16 protein-coding genes are annotated in these 17,472 nt (G+C 65.3%); 6 read left to right on the top strand and 10 right to left on the bottom strand.

Going from position 1 to position 17,472, the window contains the following annotated elements; genetic code table 11:
- Positions 1–139: 139 nt before the first annotated feature.
- Entirely contained in the window at positions 140–979 is an 840-nt protein-coding gene (locus PQQ53_RS06320) for a DUF72 domain-containing protein (protein WP_408323470.1), read from the bottom strand.
- 111 nt (positions 980–1,090) lie between these two features.
- Positions 1,091–1,840 carry a TetR/AcrR family transcriptional regulator gene (locus PQQ53_RS06325; protein WP_408138774.1) on the bottom strand — a complete coding sequence of 250 codons (750 nt, stop codon included), beginning with the start codon at positions 1,838–1,840 and terminating at the stop codon, positions 1,091–1,093.
- Between the two features lie 309 nt (positions 1,841–2,149).
- Between PQQ53_RS06325 and PQQ53_RS06330 the strand changes: the two genes are divergently transcribed.
- The 4 genes from PQQ53_RS06330 (at position 2,150) to PQQ53_RS06345 (ending at position 8,011) form a co-directional block, all read left to right on the top strand.
- A complete protein-coding gene (locus PQQ53_RS06330; RefSeq protein WP_168668902.1) occupies positions 2,150–3,331 on the top strand; it encodes an isovaleryl-CoA dehydrogenase in 1,182 nt (393 codons plus the stop codon).
- 128 nt (positions 3,332–3,459) lie between these two features.
- Positions 3,460–5,067 (top strand): carboxyl transferase domain-containing protein, encoded by a 1,608-nt coding sequence (locus PQQ53_RS06335; protein ID WP_408138770.1) that lies wholly within the window; start codon positions 3,460–3,462, stop codon positions 5,065–5,067.
- Between the two features lie 31 nt (positions 5,068–5,098).
- On the top strand, positions 5,099–5,884 hold the full coding sequence (locus tag PQQ53_RS06340) for an enoyl-CoA hydratase/isomerase family protein (protein WP_408138768.1): 786 nt from the start codon (positions 5,099–5,101) through the stop codon (positions 5,882–5,884).
- Positions 5,885–5,974: 90 nt separating this feature from the next.
- Positions 5,975–8,011, top strand: a complete 2,037-nt coding sequence (locus tag PQQ53_RS06345) for an acetyl/propionyl/methylcrotonyl-CoA carboxylase subunit alpha (RefSeq protein ID WP_408323471.1) — start codon at positions 5,975–5,977, stop codon at positions 8,009–8,011.
- A gap of 9 nt (positions 8,012–8,020) precedes the next feature.
- On the opposite strand, the gene PQQ53_RS06350 is transcribed toward PQQ53_RS06345, so the two are convergent.
- The 7 genes from PQQ53_RS06350 to PQQ53_RS06380 all read right to left on the bottom strand — a co-directional run bounded on the left by PQQ53_RS06350 (position 8,021) and on the right by PQQ53_RS06380 (position 14,793).
- Positions 8,021–8,812 (bottom strand): phosphate/phosphite/phosphonate ABC transporter substrate-binding protein, encoded by a 792-nt coding sequence (locus tag PQQ53_RS06350; protein ID WP_408138764.1) that lies wholly within the window; start codon positions 8,810–8,812, stop codon positions 8,021–8,023.
- 18 nt (positions 8,813–8,830) lie between these two features.
- Complete coding sequence (locus PQQ53_RS06355; RefSeq protein ID WP_408138762.1) at positions 8,831–9,109, bottom strand: DUF1488 family protein; 279 nt, start codon at positions 9,107–9,109, stop codon at positions 8,831–8,833.
- 522 nt (positions 9,110–9,631) lie between these two features.
- Entirely contained in the window at positions 9,632–10,687 is a 1,056-nt protein-coding gene (locus PQQ53_RS06360) for a fatty acid desaturase (RefSeq protein WP_408323472.1), read from the bottom strand.
- A gap of 136 nt (positions 10,688–10,823) precedes the next feature.
- Positions 10,824–11,636: a CDP-diacylglycerol diphosphatase gene (locus PQQ53_RS06365; RefSeq protein ID WP_408323473.1), complete on the bottom strand. Its 813-nt coding sequence runs from the start codon at positions 11,634–11,636 to the stop codon at positions 10,824–10,826.
- A gap of 64 nt (positions 11,637–11,700) precedes the next feature.
- Positions 11,701–13,155 carry an indoleacetamide hydrolase gene (gene iaaH, locus PQQ53_RS06370; RefSeq protein ID WP_408323475.1) on the bottom strand — a complete coding sequence of 485 codons (1,455 nt, stop codon included), beginning with the start codon at positions 13,153–13,155 and terminating at the stop codon, positions 11,701–11,703.
- A gap of 420 nt (positions 13,156–13,575) precedes the next feature.
- Positions 13,576–13,791 (bottom strand): transcriptional regulator, encoded by a 216-nt coding sequence (locus tag PQQ53_RS06375; protein ID WP_175159099.1) that lies wholly within the window; start codon positions 13,789–13,791, stop codon positions 13,576–13,578.
- Positions 13,792–14,133: 342 nt separating this feature from the next.
- Positions 14,134–14,793: an NADPH-dependent FMN reductase gene (locus tag PQQ53_RS06380; RefSeq protein WP_408152098.1), complete on the bottom strand. Its 660-nt coding sequence runs from the start codon at positions 14,791–14,793 to the stop codon at positions 14,134–14,136.
- 409 nt (positions 14,794–15,202) lie between these two features.
- Here PQQ53_RS06380 and PQQ53_RS06385 point away from each other — a divergent pair, with 409 nt between their 5' ends.
- Positions 15,203–15,937 carry a J domain-containing protein gene (locus PQQ53_RS06385; protein WP_408323476.1) on the top strand — a complete coding sequence of 245 codons (735 nt, stop codon included), beginning with the start codon at positions 15,203–15,205 and terminating at the stop codon, positions 15,935–15,937.
- A 4-nt stretch (positions 15,938–15,941) separates the two neighbouring features.
- Here PQQ53_RS06385 and PQQ53_RS06390 read toward each other — a convergent pair whose 3' ends face one another.
- A complete protein-coding gene (locus tag PQQ53_RS06390) occupies positions 15,942–16,607 on the bottom strand; it encodes a gamma-glutamylcyclotransferase (protein WP_408323477.1) in 666 nt (221 codons plus the stop codon).
- Positions 16,608–16,979: 372 nt separating this feature from the next.
- On the opposite strand from PQQ53_RS06390, the gene PQQ53_RS06395 reads away from it, so the two are divergent.
- Positions 16,980–17,378, top strand: a complete 399-nt coding sequence (locus PQQ53_RS06395) for a hypothetical protein (RefSeq protein ID WP_408152100.1) — start codon at positions 16,980–16,982, stop codon at positions 17,376–17,378.
- Positions 17,379–17,472: the final 94 nt, after the last annotated feature.

Here is a 17,472-nt window from a genome sequence, read left to right on the forward strand (position 1 = left end):
GTAGCCGCCTGAATGTGCGCGTGCCTGCACGCCGGTTTCGCGTGGACTCTGCGCTGAGGTTAGGTTGTTTGTATTGCGTTTGCGTTGATCCGCTGGCGCGATTATGACACCCGCCTGCCGCAGCCGGGACTGCGGCGGATCAGAGCTTGCCGATCAGCGCCATCGCGGCGGCCGGATTGCGCTCCTTGAAGCCGCTGATCACGTACAGGTAGACATCGCGCTCGGCCGCTTTGGCCGGCGGCTCGGCGCAGGTCTCCAGGTCCGCCGGTGTGGTGCCGGCGGCAAGCTGGCGCGCGCGGTCGGCCCATGCGTCGAGCGCTTTCGCCGAATAGCCTTTGGCCTGCCTGTCGGTCGTGCCCATGATGCGGGCGTACACGAACGGCGCGGTGAGGTCGGCGATTTGCGGGTAATCGCTGTCGCCGGCGAGCACGACCGCGACCTTGTACTTCCTCGCGAGCGCGATGAATTCCGGCGATTTGAACGTGTCGTTGCGCACTTCGATCGCGTGCCTGAGTTTCTGGCCTTCGATACTGGCGGGCAATAGTTTCAGAAACGCTTCGAAGTCTTCGTGATCGAATTTCTTGGTCGGCGCGAATTGCCAGTTGATCGGACCGAGTTTCTGTTTGAGCAGCAGCACGCCGCTCGCGAAGAAGCGTTCGATCGTTTCGCCCGCGTCCGCCAGCACTTTTCTGTTGGTCGCGTAGCGCGGGGCCTTCAGCGAAAAGACGAAATCGTCCGGCGTTTCCTGATACCACTTCTCATAGCTCGCCGGCTTCTGAAGACCGTAAAACGTGCCGTTGATTTCAATCGACGTGAGATTGCGGCTCGCGTATTCGAGTTCGCGGGCTTGCGTGAGGCCGTCCGGGTAGAACGGCCCGCGCCACGGCGCATAGGTCCAGCCGCCGATGCCGATGCGAATGTTCGCGGGCTTCGTGGGTTTCGCGCGCTTTGTGCTCGCTACGCTTTTTGCTTCAGCCACCTGGATTCTCCTTCTGGGCACGGCCGGGGAAGCAGTAGATTAAGCTTCTTTTTGCCCGGCGCACAGACGTGGAGAATCCCCTTCGCGGAGAAACGGCGCATTGACCGTGCGCTATGCGTCACGCGGTGTAGTCGGCGAACGTCGTGCAAGCGCCGCTTCTTCGAAGCGCCGGTTCGCCTCCGCCACTTCCATCCTGAACTGCTGCAATGCGCTGACCGCCAGGTCCGGCGGCGTGAGCGCGCTCCACAACACGTCGATCAGTTGATCCGCGGTCGCGTCGATATCGATCTGCCGATTCGTCAGCGTGGCGTCCCACAGCACGTGCTCCATCGGCCCGAATACCATCGAGCGTAATAGACGCAGCGGCATGTCGGCGCGAATCTGCCCGCTCTCCTGGCCCTGCGCCAGCACGCGCATCAACGGCGCGGTGTAGCGGCGCTGCAGTTCGGTCAGCGCCTCGCTCAATTCGTGATGACGCGCGCGGCCCTCGGAGAGCACCAGCGCGCACAGATCGGTGCCGTTCACCAGCATCAGCCGCAAATGCGTGCGCACGATGAAAGCGAATTGCTGGCGCACGTTGCCGTCGCGCGGCAAGCCGGACTCGATCGCCTCGATGATCTCGTCGTACCAGTCGCCGATCACGCGCGCGCACAGCTCGCGCTTGCCGCGGAAATAGCTGAACACGGTCGCCTCTGAAATGCCGAGACGCTGCGCGATCTCCGCGGTCGTCGCACGTTCGTAGCCCTTTTCGGAGAACACGTCGCGCCCCGCCTGAAGAATCTCCTTCACGCGTTGTTGCGATTTGCGTCCAGCCGGCTGGCGGCGCGACACGGGTAGTTCGGCCTTCACGGCAACCGTCATATGAGTCGAGTTCAGATTTACGGCTCCGATCGAGCCGGTGGATAGGCGTTTGACGCCTGATGACGGCGATCCTATCACGGAAGATGGCGTGCGGAGCCTCCTGGAGCATTTTCTGAGTAACACTCAAAAATACCTATTGACGCTTACGTCAATCTGGCGTGAAATGCGCGTTGAAGCTAGCGCGCCTCGCGCAGCATGGCAGCGGCCCGGCAGGCCGCGAACCTCCGCCACGCTGCGCCCGACCCGCGCCCGGACCTGCCGGCGCCCCATGAGGGCGACCGGTCGCCAACGAACTCTGGAGACACAGCAATGCACAACCTGCCCGGTTTGCAATTCCCGCTCGGCGAAGAAATCGAAATGCTGCGCGACAGCATCGCGGGATTCGCCGCCAAGGAAATCGCCCCGCGCGCCGCGGAAATCGATCGCACGGACCAGTTCCCGATGGACCTGTGGCGCAAGTTCGGTGATCTCGGCGTGCTCGGCATGACGGTGTCGGAGGAATACGGCGGCGCGAACATGGGCTATACCGCGCACATGATCGCGATGGAGGAGATCTCGCGCGCGTCGGCTTCAGTCGGCCTTTCGTATGGCGCGCATTCGAATCTGTGCGTGAACCAGATTCACCGCAACGGCACCGACGCGCAAAAGCAGAAATACCTGCCCAAGCTGGTCTCCGGCGAACACGTCGGCGCACTTGCCATGAGCGAGCCGAACGCGGGCTCGGACGTGGTCAGCATGAAGCTGCGCGCCGAGAAGAAGGGTGACCGCTACGTGCTCAACGGCACGAAGATGTGGATCACCAATGGGCCGGATTGCGACACGCTGGTGGTCTATGCGAAGACCGATCCCGAAGCGAATTCGCGCGGCATTACCGCGTTTATCGTCGAGAAGGGCATGAAGGGCTTTTCGGTGGCGCAGAAGCTCGACAAGCTCGGCATGCGCGGCTCGCACACCGGTGAACTGGTGTTCGAGAACGTCGAGGTGCCGGAAGAAAATATTCTTGGCCAGCTGAACGGCGGCGTGAAGGTGCTGATGAGCGGCCTCGATTACGAACGTGCGGTGCTCGCGGGCGGCCCGACCGGCATCATGGTCGCGGTGATGGACGCGGTGGTGCCGTATATCCACGACCGCAAGCAGTTCGGCCAGTCGATCGGCGAGTTCCAGCTGATTCAGGGCAAGGTGGCCGATCTCTACACCACGCTGCAGGCGTGCCGTGCTTATCTGTACGCCGTGGGCCGTCAACTCGACACGCTCGGCAACGAGCATGTGCGCCAGGTGCGCAAGGACTGCGCAGGCGTGATTCTCTATACCGCGGAAAAAGCCACGTGGATGGCGGGCGAGGCGATCCAGATTCTCGGCGGCAATGGCTATATCAACGAGTATCCGGTCGGGCGCTTGTGGCGCGATGCGAAGCTCTATGAAATCGGCGCGGGCACGAGCGAGATCCGCCGCATGCTGATCGGCCGCGAGCTGTTTGCCGAAACGGTCTGACGTGCGGTGATGGCGTTGCGTCGTGCGAAGAATCGCGCGGCGCATGTCCATCACACGATGGCGCGCCTTGACGTGGCGCGCCGAACGCCCGGCCCCTATAAAAAGCGGCAAAAAGGAGAAGCTACTTCATGCCGATCATCGAATCCAGGCTGAATCCGCGCTCGGACGACTTTCGCGCCAACGCGGCGGCGCTCGAAGCGCTGGTCGCCGATCTGCGCGCGAAGGTCGCCAGGCTCGCGCTAGGCGGCGGCCAGGCCGCACGCGACAAACATACGGGGCGCGGCAAACTGTTGCCGCGGGACCGCATCGAGAAGCTCCTCGATCCCGGCACGCCGTTTCTCGAGTTCTCGCAACTCGCCGCGTACAACATGTATCACAACGACGCGCCCGGCGCGGGTGTGATTACGGGCATCGGCAGAATCGCGGGGCAGGAGTGCGTGATTGTCTGCAACGACGCGACGGTCAAGGGCGGCACCTACTATCCGGTCACCGTGAAGAAGCACGTACGGGCCCAGGAGATCGCCGCGGAAAATCATTTGCCCTGCGTGTATCTGGTCGACTCGGGCGGCGCGAATCTGCCGAATCAGGACGACGTATTCCCCGATCGCGATCACTTCGGCCGCATCTTCTACAACCAGGCGAATCTGTCGGCGGCGGGCATTCCGCAGATCGCCGTCGTGATGGGCTCGTGCACGGCGGGCGGCGCGTATGTGCCGGCGATGAGCGACGAGTCGATCATCGTGAAGAATCAGGGCACCATTTTTCTCGGCGGCCCGCCGCTCGTGAAAGCGGCGACGGGCGAAGTGGTGAGCGCTGAAGATCTCGGCGGCGGCGACGTGCATACCCGTTTGTCGGGCGTGGTCGATCATCTCGCGCAAAACGATGCGCACGCACTGGGGATTGCGCGCAGCATCGTCGGCAATCTGAATCGCACGAAACCCACGCCGCTCGCGTTGCAGGAACCGAAGCCGCCGCGCTACGACGTGAAGAGCATGTACGGCGTGATTCCCGTCGATACGCGTAAGCCCTTCGATATCCGCGAGGTGATCGCGCGCATCGTCGACGACTCCGCGTTCGACGAGTTCAAGGCGCGCTACGGCACCACGCTCGTCACCGGCTTCGCGCATATCTGGGGGCATCCGGTCGGCATCATCGCGAACAACGGCATTCTGTTTTCGGAGTCGGCCTTAAAGGGCGCGCACTTCATCGAACTGTGCTGCCAGCGCAAGATTCCGCTGGTGTTCCTGCAGAACATCACCGGCTTCATGGTGGGCCGCAAGTACGAAAACGAAGGCATCGCGCGTAACGGCGCGAAGATGGTGACGGCGGTCGCGACCGCCAAGGTGCCGAAGTTCACGGTGATCATCGGCGGCTCGTTCGGCGCGGGCAACTACGGCATGTGCGGGCGCGCGTATTCGCCGCGTTTCCTGTGGATGTGGCCGAACGCGCGCATCTCGGTGATGGGCGGCGAGCAGGCGGCGTCGGTGCTGGCGACGGTCAAGCGCGACGGCATCGAAGGCAAGGGCGGCGCGTGGAGTGCCGAAGAGGAGGAAGCGTTCAAGCAGCCGATTCGCGACCAGTACGAACATCAGGGCCACCCGTACTACGCGAGCGCGCGTCTATGGGACGACGGCGTGATCGACCCGGCGCAAACGCGCGACGTGCTCGGCCTTGGCCTGTCGGCCGCGATGAACGCGCCGATCGAAGACACGCGTTTCGGCGTGTTCAGAATGTGACGATGCGCGACGAAGCGCGGGAGCTGCGACGATGCAATACGAAACACTGAATGTGCAATTGGCCGGACAGGTCGCCACGGTCACGTTGAATCGCCCGGACGTGCGCAATGCGTTCAACGAGACGATGATCGCCGAAGTGACCTCGGCCTTCACGGCATTGAACACGCGCGACGACGTGCGTGCGGTCGTGCTCGCCGCGAACGGCAAGGCGTTCTGTGCGGGCGCCGATCTGAACTGGATGAAGAAGATGGCCGGTTACTCGGACGACGAGAACCGCGCCGATGCGATGCTGCTCGCGAACATGCTGCAGTCGGTGTATCGCTGCAACAAGCCGGTCATCGCGCGGGTGAACGGCGACGCGTACGCGGGCGGCATGGGCCTGATCGCGGCGTGCGACATCGTGGTGGCGGTGCAGAGCGCGCGTTTTTGCCTGTCGGAAGCGCGGCTCGGTCTGATTCCCGCGACCATCGCGCCGTACGTGATCCGCGCGTTGGGCGAGCAGGCCTCGCGCCGCTATTTCGTCACTGCCGAGGCCTTCGATTGTGCGACCGCGCTGCGCCTCGGCTTCGTCAGCGAAGCGGTCGAAGCGGGGCAGCTCGACGCCACCGTTGCCCAGATCGCCGACACGCTCTGCGCGAATGGGCCGCAAGCGGTGCGCGCCTGCAAGCAGCTCGTGCAGGACATCGCGGGCCACGAGTTGAACGATGCGATGATCGAAGACACGGCGGCGCGCATCGCGCGCACGCGTGCCGGCGCGGAAGGCCGCGAAGGCGTCGCGTCGTTCCTCGAAAAACGCACGCCGGGCTGGCGCGGCTGACGCGCGAGCAGGCCCATTGCCGGGGCGCATGAGTGCGCCTCGACCCGATCAGAACAACAGCGCCGAACGGCCCATTTCATCGAGACATTCATGTTCAACAAGATCCTGATTGCCAACCGTGGCGAGATTGCCTGCCGCGTTGCCGCGACCTGCAAGCGGCTCGGCATCGCGAGCGTGGCCGTCTATTCCGACGCGGACGCCGACGCGAAACACGTGGCCGCGTGCGACGAGGCGGTGCACATCGGCGGCTCGACGGCGGCAGAAAGTTATCTGCGGGTCGCGCGCATCATCGAAGCGGCTCAGGCAACCGGCGCGCAGGCGGTGCATCCGGGCTACGGATTTCTGTCGGAGAACGAAGATTTCGCGCACGCGTGCGAGGCGGCCGGCATCGTCTTCATCGGACCGCCGGTATCGGCCATCGCCGCAATGGGCTCGAAGGCCGCCGCGAAAGCGCTGATGCACGCGGCCTCGGTGCCGCTCGTGCCCGGCTATCACGGTGACGATCAGGACCCGCAGCTGCTGCATCGCGAAGCGGATGCGATCGGCTATCCGGTGCTGCTCAAAGCCAGTGCGGGCGGCGGCGGCAAGGGCATGCGCGTGGTCGGGCGCAGCGAGGATTTCGCGGCGGCGCTGGCCTCGTGCAAGCGCGAGGCCGCGAGCAGTTTCGGCAACGACCGTGTGCTGATCGAGAAGTATCTGACGCGGCCGCGTCACGTGGAAGTGCAGGTATTCGCGGACCGTCACGGCGGCACGGTGTATCTGTTCGATCGCGATTGCTCGGTGCAGCGGCGTCATCAGAAAGTGCTGGAGGAGGCGCCGGCGCCCGGGCTCAGCGCTGAAATCAAGCGCGCAATGGGCGAGGCTGCGGTGGCCGCCGCGCGGGCGGTGAATTACGTCGGCGCAGGCACGGTCGAGTTCATCATGACCGGAAGCGGCGACTTCTACTTCATGGAAATGAACACGCGGTTGCAGGTCGAGCATCCGGTCACGGAGATGGTGACGGGGCAGGACCTCGTGGAATGGCAACTGCGCGTCGCCGCCGACGAACCGCTGCCGCTCACGCAGCAGCAGTTGAAGCTGGACGGTCACGCGATCGAGGCGCGCATTTATGCGGAGCATCCGGCGCGCGGTTTTCTGCCGTCGACGGGCAAGCTCAAGCACCTGCGCATGCCCGAAGGCGTGGAGTTCTCGATCGATGCGGCCGGGGCAGGCGCAGCGGGCCGTAAGGCGCCGGTGCGGATCGATAGCGGCGTGCGCGAAGGCGACACCATCACGCCGTTCTACGACCCGATGATCGCCAAGCTGATCGTCCACGGCGCCACGCGCGAAGAAGCGCTCGCGCGCCTGAGCCGCGCATTGCGTGCGTGCGAGGTGGTCGGCCCGCATACCAACGTCGAGTTCCTGCAACGCATCGTCGCGAGCGAGCCGTTCTCTACCGCCGATCTCGATACGGGCTTGATCGAGCGTCACCACGACGCGCTGTTTGCTCCACACAGGAAGCCCTTCAAGGAAGCGCTCGCGCTCGCCTGCGCCGCGCTGCTCACGCGCGAGGGCGGCACGGCGCACGGCGCGTCGCCGTGGGACGCCTTATCGCACTGGCGGCTGAACGGCGGCTACACGCAGACGCTCGGCTGGCGCGAGGTCGATCATGGTGACAACGAACACGCGTTCACCGTTTCGTTCGCCCGCGACGGCGGCACGCAGACGCTCGAACACGAAGGCGTGCGCGAAGACTTCTCGTGGTCGAGCGGGGCGGGCGAGCACGAATTCCGCGCGACCCTCGGCGATGCGCGTGTGACGGGCCGCGTGTTCGTCGACGGCGATACGTTCCATGTGTTTTGTCTCGGCGAGGCGCTCGCGTTCGAGTGGCAGAACCTGCTCGCGCATGCCGCCGACGCGGAAGGCGGCGAAGGCCGCCTGACCGCGCCGATGCCGGGCAAGGTGATCGCGGTGCTGGTCGAACCGGGCGCCGTGGTCGAGAAGGGCGCGCCGCTGCTCGTGATGGAAGCGATGAAGATGGAGCACACGATCGGCGCGCCGGCGGCCGGTACGGTGACGGAAGTGCTCTACGCGGTCGGCGACCAGGTCGCCGACGGTGCGCAACTTCTGGTGCTGGACGTGCAGTAGTTTCGCGGCTCAGGCGAGGCGCGCATAGCCGGCGGCGCGCGCTTCGTTTTCAAGCTGCCCGATCCGTTCGTAGTCCGTCAGCGGTAGAACGGAAAAGCCCTGCAAACGCAGGCGTTTTGCGCGTTCGGGGCGCACTTCGAGGGTTTCGTTCAGCGCGTCGCGCAGCGCTTCGATGGTGGCCGGCGGCACCGTGCCGGACGCGATCAGCGGCAAACCCGGCGACGCCGCCGTCATGCCGATCGCGCGAACCCGCCGCGCCAACTCGGGCATCACATCGTTGACGAAGGCGAAGGTCACGCAATCGACCGCGGCGACATCCGCGCGATTGTCCGCGATGGCCCGCAGCGAACCGAGATGCGAGCCCGTGCGCAGCACCGTGCTGAAGAACATGCCGGCGCGCGCGAGCGGCGCGACCGCATGACGAAACACATTCATGCCGCTATTCGAATCGTCCTGGTTGTAGGCGGCGCGCGCGCCGCGGCAGGCCGCGAGCGTATCGAACTGGGCGTCCGCCCGCGTCACCAGCACGCTCGCGTAGTGCGCGCCCTCGCAGCCTGGCGCGTCGAAGCGCGGCGTCGCGATCAGGCGAACCTGTTCGTGCAGGCCGTGCATCAGCGGATAGCCGCAGGTTTGCGAGAGCAGCAGGTTGGGGCGCCGCCAGAAGCCGTGCAATTCCTCGTCCGGCTCGACGATGCGGCACGCCGGCTTGACCCGGCGCAGCACGTCGACGAGCCACTCGCGCCACTCGAAGTCGAGGGCGGGCGTGACGTTATACATCGGCAGGGCGGCGATCCAGGTCATGATGCGATTCTGACACGGCTAATGTCTGACCATTCGGAATTCGTCGAGTCCGAGCCGCACGGGCTCGGTCGGTCTGAAGATCCACTTTTGCGCGGCGACCGACAGGATCTCCAGTTGGGCGTCTTCGAACGCGACGAGCAGGTCCTCCTTGCGCCTGCTAGCCGCCCCGCAGAACGTGACGAGCGCTTCGGCGCTGACTTCGAAAATCTGCGCACGATCGTCGCAGCACACCCGGAACGCGACCGTCGCGCATTCCGTCACACAGGGCCTGAACCCTTCATCGACATAAACCGACATGACGATCTCCCTCCGACGCCCGAGTCAACAGGATGACGAGCCGTAAGTTTTGAGTATGTGGGAGAACCGGCATTTGCGGTGAAATGGCGGGCATTCCAAGGCCTGACTTGGGCGGAAATTGACTACCTGCCGGCAAGCTTTTGTAAGCGGCTGCCTGTTTCTGGCCGGTATTCGTCGGTTGTTCGCGCGCATGCGCTGGCTACACTCGCAGCGGCGATTTCGCCTTTGCTCGGGACAGTCGGTACGGAGGGGGACAGGATGAATGACGGTAGTCAATGCGGCACGGTGGTGATGCGCAAGCGGGTCCGGCGTTGGTTATTCGCCGCGACGCTGGTTTGCACTTGTGGTCTGCAGGGCTGCGCGACTTCGCTCGAAACGTTCGGGCTTGGCGCTGGGGTGGGCATTGTCGGGGCGCTAGGGGCGCTTGGTTGTGCGATCGGTTGCCATTGATCGCGTGAGCGGCTTCGTGTGCGAAGCAGGCCGCATGAATCGAGCGAGCAGGCGAAGCCGGGTGTGACGCATCTATCGTTGCGACTGCGCACCGGTCTGAAGATCAGCCGGTATGGTCGATGGTTGCAGCGCTCGCCAGCGCCTGACCCACGGCAACGCATCGAGCCAGGTGTCGTCGGGTAGCGGGTAGTTTGCCGGATGCACGGCATGAGCGACCGGCGTCCATGCGTAGCGCGCCAGCCATTCCCTATAACCGCTTACCAGAAAGCCGCCGTTGCGATCGAGGTAAGCGTCGCGCCGCGCTTCGTAGATCTTTTTCAGCGCGAACCACGGCACGTGTGGCAGATCGTGATGTACCGCGTGGTAGTTGTTGTTAAGAAACAGCAGCCGCCAGCACCACGCCGCTTCATTGACGACGGTGCGATGCGCATGATCGTGCGCCGTGCGATGCTCATGAAACGAGCGGACCGAACCCAGCGACAGCGCGCCATAGCCCACGCCGACGATGAAAACCCACGCCGGTATGCCACAGTTGCGCTGCAACCACACCGTGAGCGCGGCCAATGCGGCGAAGTGCGCGAGCCACGACGGCACGTCGCGCCAGTCGCCGCGCTTGATCCTGCCGAGTGCCTCGACGCCGGTGGCGGCGATAGCGAACGCGGGCCCGACCAGCAGCCGGCCGATAAACGTATTGCGGAAAGCCAGCAGCGCGCGAATCGTCCATCCCGCACGTTGCCATACGCGCTGGCTGACGAAATAGCTCTCGGGATCGATGCCGGGATGCGTCAGATGCGGATCGTCGTGATGCTGAAGATGGGAGTCGCGATAGATGCGGTAAGGAAACCACACCGCGAGCGGCGCGAAACCCAGCAACGCGTTGACGAACGGCGAGCGTGTCGGATGCCCATGCAGCAGTTCGTGCTGCAGCGACATGTACCACGCGCCGAATACCGCCAGCAGTCCGGCGGTCAACGGCAGGCCGAGTTCGCGCGCATGAGCCACGACGCCGAACCATCCGCCGTAGATCACAACGATCAGCGCCCAGGTGGGCCATTGCGTGCGCCAGGTCCAGCTTTTTGCCAGCCGGGCGATGGAATTGCGTTGTGCGTCGTCGAGATAAATCGCCATGGGCAGGATCGGTCATCGTGCAGGTTCAGACCGATCCTACGGACCCCTACGCGCTACCAGAACCAATTTATCGAGCAAAGTATCTGCTCAATCGTGCATAGGCGGCGAGGCCTTGCGGCGGCGTGTTTTCACCCGTTCACGGCGCATCCGCGACGCGGCACGCGTGATCCATCAGACCTTCGGCCGAGCCGCTGCCATTGTCGATGTCGATGCCGCTGTTCAGGATCAGCCAGCCGTCGGTGTCCGCTGTCGGCCCCGCGCCCGTCACGAGGATGGTTTGCGTCGCCATGGCTTCGGCATCCTGATTGTCCCGCGCGACGATGCGAAAAGGATTGCCGGCCTCACTCAACGAAGTCACGCGCATGATCCGGTAGCGCCTGCCGTCGATCGTATCCCAATGCCATTGGCCGGGCGCGTCTTTCGCGTGACGCCCGAGCGCGAGGCTGACGTCGCGGCGCAGGCAGTCGATATGGATATGCAGCTGGTTTTGCGAGCGGCGATCTTGGGAGTTGATTTCGAGCCCGAGCAGATTGTCCGGCAGCGTACGCTTGACCGACTGCTCGACATCATGCCGCGAGTCCCACGCGTCGACCCAGTAATCCTGCGCATGCGGCGCGAGTATCAGTGGACTTTCGATTCCCGTGATGCGATCGGTCGGAATCAGCAGATACTGCGAACGCCCGACGATATCCTTCAGGATCACGTAGCGTTTGTCGAGATCGACGCGCGTGCATTGGCCCGGCGTGCCGGTGGCCTGCTGCGACGGCACGCAGCGTATGTCGACGATTTTCCACAACGCGTTCGAATCGACGGTGGCAAGGCGCGCGCATGCGGCGACGGTGAGGGCAATCGCGAGTGCCGCGGTCAGCCGCGCGGCATGGCGTAATCGGGTTCGCTGAGGGGAGGTGGATAAGCGGGCGGGTAAGCGGGTGGGTGTCGGTGTTGGCATCGGCACTTGGGATGATGTGTTCGGAAGAGTGGGCTGTCGAACGGGCAAAGGGCAACCGGCGGCCTCAAAGCACAGGTGCCGGTACCGGACCGAGCACCTCCTCGAACGCGACGCCGATCGCAAGCAGGCGCCGGTCGGCACCGAGCGGCCCGTCCAGTTCGAGGCCGACCGGCAGGCCGCTCGCGGTCATTCCCGCGGGCAGCGACAGCCCCGGAATGCCGGACGTGCTGGCCGGATCGGTATTGCGCAGGAACGCCTCCATCGTGTCGATCGACGGCCCACCGTCGATCGACACACTCGACGAACCGCTCAGCTCGTCGATCGGCACGGCGGCGAGACGCGTGGTCGGAAACAGCAGCGCGTCGAGGCGCTCGCCGGCGAACGTCGCGGCCATGTACTGCTGCAAGCGCGGCCGCCACTGGTTCAAGGCCGCCGCGTAGTGGCCGCCTAGCGCATCGGCGAGCACGCTGTCGTAGATCGCGCGCACGTCCGGGCTCGCGATGCGCACCGCCATGTCGGCGACCGTGCTCACCGGGGCGTCGTTGGCGACGAGCCAGGCGCGCACGTCGTCGAGCGCTTCGTGGATCGCAACCGGGCCGCCGACCATCCCGTTCAGGTGCTCCAGTTCGTCCATCGCGAGCGGCACGAACACGACGCCCGCCGCTTCGAGCCGGTTCAACGCGGCGCGCGCCACGTCTTCCACCTGTCGTTCGAGCCCCTCCCAGAGCGGCACGGGCAGGCCGATGCGCAGGCCGGTCAGCGTGAGCGCCGGCAAGGCGTCCGAGCCGCTGATCACGCCGTCGAGCAGCGCGAGGTCGGCGACGGTGCGCGCCATCGGTCCGACGGTGTCGCGCGTGTGGCTGATCGGCACGACGGCGTTCGGGTCGTGATAGCGCCGCTCGGCGCCGCCGTTGCCGACCGACGGACGAAACCCGGCGGTGCCCGTCAACGCGGCGGGAATGCGGGTCGAGCCGCCGGTGTCGGTGCCCAGACCCGCGGGCGCGATGCGCGCGGCGATCGCCGCGGCGGTGCCGCCCGACGAGCCGCCCGGAATCAGCGAGGGATCGTAGGGATTGCGCACCGGGCCCGCATGCGCGGCGAAATTCGTGCTCGTGATGCCGAACGCGAGTTCGTGCATGTTGGCTTTGCCCAGTACGATCGCGCCCGCATCGACGAGCCGTTGCACGGACGGTGCATTGGCCTTCGGAATGAAGCCTGCGAGCGCGGGCGTGCCTGCCGAAGTCTGCAAGCCCGCCGTGTTGATGTTGTCCTTGACGACGATGGGCAGGCCCGCGAGCGGCAACTGCGCCCTGGCAGGGGCCGGCAAAGCGTCGATGCGCTGGGCGGCGGCGAGCGCGCCGTCGAGGTCGAGCGCGGTGAGCGCGTTGAGGCTGGAGAGCGAGGCCGCGCGCGCGAGCAGCGTGGCGACGTAGTCGGTGGCCTTGAGGCGCCCGGACTGGATCGCGGCGACCGCTTGCGTGGCGGTCAGCGCGAGTTGTTCATCGACGGTCCATGGCATGGCCGCGTCTCCTTGTCGTGTGCGTGGCGGGCGCGAAAACGCAATGCGAAGCGCGCGAGCGACCGCAAAGCCGGGTTGGCGAACAGTCTGGATTCATCGGGAAGGGAGGGCGGCGCAGCTGCCTGCGTCAGCAGCGCCGCAGAGCAAACCCGCAGGCCGCGCGCCACGCGGGCACGATGCCCGCGGGCATGGGTGTGGGTGCTCGACAACATCGGCTGATGGATCAGGCATGGCAGGCGCGCGAAAGGCGAATTCGTGGTGCCGCCTATTCTGGCACAACCGTCTGACAGACGATGCCGGGGACTGCAGCGAAGCGCGCGCCGGCCGGCTACGCCACCGACGCTCGTTGCCGTCAGGTTCGCGGCGCAATCGCTACGGCCGCGTCAATCCCGTTGAGTGCGCGGACCGGCGCGACCCTCGTCATTGATGGTTATCGATCCACATACGTCCCCATCGGAACGCGTAAGCGAGCGCATGTTCCTCGTCGAAGAAGTAATCGAGCGCATCGAACGAATACGCTTTCCCGTTGTTGGCCGAGGTTTTTTCGATGGTCAGGTTGGCGGCGAACAGCCCGTTGGGCAGAAGCTGTGCGGCCGGAGCGACCTCGTAACCCTTGTAGCGGATATGTGAATTCATGGTATCGACTTGTCAGTGTGCCCGCATGCGTTGCAAGGAAACCAGTGCGTAGGACGTAACCCGTCTCGCCACGACTCCAGTGAATGGGCGAACAGGGTCAAGCGTAGGGCGCGCTGCGCAGCGGGTGAACCAATCTTTCGTCGTTAGCAAATCAGCGGGGTTCGGGAGCGGTCTTCAGGAGCCCGGATCGGATCGTATCGCTGTGTCCGGACACACTATCAGGGTGGCGGCGAAAGCGTCTGTTATGTGCCGCACGGATCGCCGGAACGCCGATGCCGTGGGCCGCGAGCGCGGCGTCACGGGCATCGTGAGAAAGGGTGGCCGGACCGGGAATCGGAAGAATCAGACCGCGTGCAGCAGGCGCGCGGGCGGCGCTTCGTTGAGCGTGCTGGTGGACGGCAGCGGGCCCGTGGCGCGATGCGCATTGAACGCCAGCGCGAATTGCGCGGCCTGCTGGCCGACTGTGGCGAGCTGCTCGACGACCTTCGCATCGGAGCAGGTGTCGACGGAATCGAAGCGCGTTTCCAGTGTATTGATGCCCGCGCCGAACGGCGTGGGCCAGCCGCGCAGCGCATGGACGATCGAGCGCAGCGACGTCAGCACCGAGCCGGCGGCCTGCCAGCCATAAGCGGTGACGATGCAGCCGACCGCACGGCCGTCCAGATACGGGCGCTCGTCGGCGCGCAACTCTTCGAGCGTGTCGAGCGCGTTCTTCACCAGACCGGACACGCCGCCGTGATAGCCGGGCGTCGCGATGATCAGCGCGTCCGCATGGCGCACGGCTTCGATCAGTTCGAGCTGTTCGGCGGTCCGGTTAGGCTGTTCCGGCGCGTAGTGGGGCAGGCTATGCAGGAACGTGCCGCCGAACAGGCGGGTGTTCGCGCCCGCGGCTTCGGCGCCGCGCAAGGCGAAGCCGAGCGCGCGTTCAGTCGACGATGCCGCGCGCGTGGTGCCGCCAATGCCGATGACGAGCGGCCGGCGATGATGATCGAATCGGGTCAACGAAATGCTCCTTCGGTAGCGGTTCGCGACACGCCTGCGCTGGGCTGCACGCAGACGGGCCGGGGCGAACCGGACTTTGAAGTGTCATCTTAATGACCGCGGGACGCGGGGCTAAGCGACTTTTTGTTCTAACGATATAACCGCGCGGTCCGGCGGCACGCCGCAATGCACGTGAGGCCACGCCAGATAAGCATATGGCGAACCGTTGTTTGGGGGCGGGCCACGCACGGCTATGATCGAATCGTCTCCTCCATGACACTCCTTGACATGGGACTCGGCCTTGCCACCACGGTGGCGAGGCCTTTTTTTTGTGCCGTTGCAGCCGCGCCCGCACGCGCCGCGTCACGATAGCGGCGTTTTTCGCATGCTACGATGGGCCGCGATGATTCCCGGCGAGGTCGAGCAAGCAATGACAACCCTTTATGACACGCTTGGCGTGCACGCGCACGCCACCGATGACGAAATCAAGCGCGCCTATCGGAAAGCCGCGATGAAGTGGCATCCGGACCGCAATAGCGGCGCCGAGGAAGTGGCGCGCGCCGCGTTCCAGGAGATCAAGGACGCCTACGCAATTCTCTCCGACGCCGCGCAGCGCAAGGTGTACGACGCGGTCTATGCAGAGCAGATGCGCGGCTGGGAAGCACAGCGCACGCGCCAGCAGCAGGCGCAGGCAAAGCGCGAGGCGGCGGCGCGTGCGGCCGACGAAGCGGCGTACGCGGAGATGGTCTCGGTCGCGATCCGTTTCGCCGACGAAGGCCACAATCGCGACGTGCTGTTCGGTGTGTTGCTCGGGCGGCAATGCGAAGCGAGGCGAGCCGCGCAGATCGCGGACAGCGTGGCGGCGTTGCAGGCGTCGCGCCGTGAGGCCGCGAGGACCGACGCGGCCGCTGCAGCAAGCGAGGCAAGCGAGGCAAGCCATTCGAGCGATACGGATGAAGCGGCTGAAGCGACCGCATCGGGTCATGCCGACGCCGCTGCGGCGAAGGACGCCGCCGCTCGCGACGTACCCGGCAAACGCGCCGGCCAAACCAGCCAGCCCAACCACGCGAGCCACGCGAAGCGCGAAGACCCCACCACCGACGCGCATCCGGCCGGCGCCCTCGGCGGTCTGTGGTTTCAGTTTCTGAACGGCTTGCGCTTCTGACGGCTCACGCGGGCCCGCTGCCGAGGCCCATCAGTTCGGCCGCGAGTTCGTCGATATAAGGGTCGTTCAGACCGCAATCCGCCAACGCGCTTTGCAGCTTGAACACATACTCGGCGTTGGTGCCGAACAGACCCGTGGCCACGGCCATCGACGGCGCGATGGCCGACGCTCGCGCATCGCTTTCGTATTGCGACCCACCGGGCTCCGCCACGAAGGCGATCGCCGATAGTTGGGTGCCGTCGTCGAGCGTGAGCGCGGCCCACGTCGGACGATAAGCGCCCGTCACCATCTCGCGAATCCAGAGTATCCGCAGCTCTTCTTCGAGCGTCGCGCCGGGGAGGCGCAGTGCAACGCCTTGCGTGCTGCCGCCCGCTTCGAGCGAGAGCATGCGTCCCGGCTGCTCCGGCGTGCCGCGCCCGGCGATCATCCGGATGCAGAAGCTGCGATGCCAGCCATGCAGCGTCGCGATACGGCGGCTGTCGAAGTCGGAGATCGGATTCCACATCAGCGAGCCGTACGCGAAAACCCACACGTCGTCTGCATGCGGACGCTGCCGCAAGGTTTGCGCGAGCGAAGCGTCGATTCGCGCCTGGGTCCAGAGCAGCTCGCTCGGCAGTGAATCAAAACTTTCGAGGTATGCGCCGGAGCGAATGGCGTGTCGGTTCAGCATCCGTGGGTTCCGTGATGGTGGGGCGCGCGGGTATCGGGGTATCGGTCGGCCTCGCGCGCCGCTGCAGAAGTCAACCTGAAGTATGACCGCGGGGCGGGGCGGAATAAATTCGTCCGCGGGAAATACTGCGTCGCGCGAACGAGGCTAATCGGTACGCGCGCCGCCACGCTGTCTTGCCCGCCGATGCGGTCGTCACGCCGCGATTGCCGCGTCCCAGGCCGCTCAGTCACGACACGCACGCTCTTTATCCGAGCCGACTCGGCCACGAGAATAGCCCCCTTGAGTGCCGCACCACGCGCGCGAGGCAAGTACGCGCTTCGCTGCGCGATTGACGGGCATTGGCTGGATTCACACGCAAGGAAAGGGCTAGTAATGAAAACTGCAAGCCCACCTGTCGGGCAGCGCGGCAAGCCGGCGATTCTCGCCGGCCTCGCGCAGACGAGCCTCGCGCATAGCGTTGCGCATAGTATTGCGCAGACCCCGCGGGCCGGGCTGACGGTGGTGACGGTGACAGCTGAGCAGATCGCCGAAGCGGTGCAGCGTCTGACGACCGGCGATCTTGCGCAAGCGGCCGCGAGCCTGCCGCAAATCAGCCGGCATGATCTGGCGCAGAGCTACACGCAGGCGTTCACGCGTTTGGTGCATGTGCTGATCGTGATCACGCTGCTGTCGGCGTGCGCGTCGTTTGCGTTTCTGAGCCGCCGCACCGCGTCGAGCGGCGATCAGCCCGGCGAGCCGCAGCGCAAGGTCGCCGAAACCGCCGCTGTGTGATGAATGACGCCTGACGCATTGGCCGCCAGATCATAGACGTAGACCGAATTGATATAGGGAGCGGGCTTTAGCGTTCGAACTGGCGCTTCTAGAA

The organism is Paraburkholderia strydomiana (assembly GCF_046030495.1).
Classification (GTDB): domain Bacteria; phylum Pseudomonadota; class Gammaproteobacteria; order Burkholderiales; family Burkholderiaceae; genus Paraburkholderia; species Paraburkholderia strydomiana_A.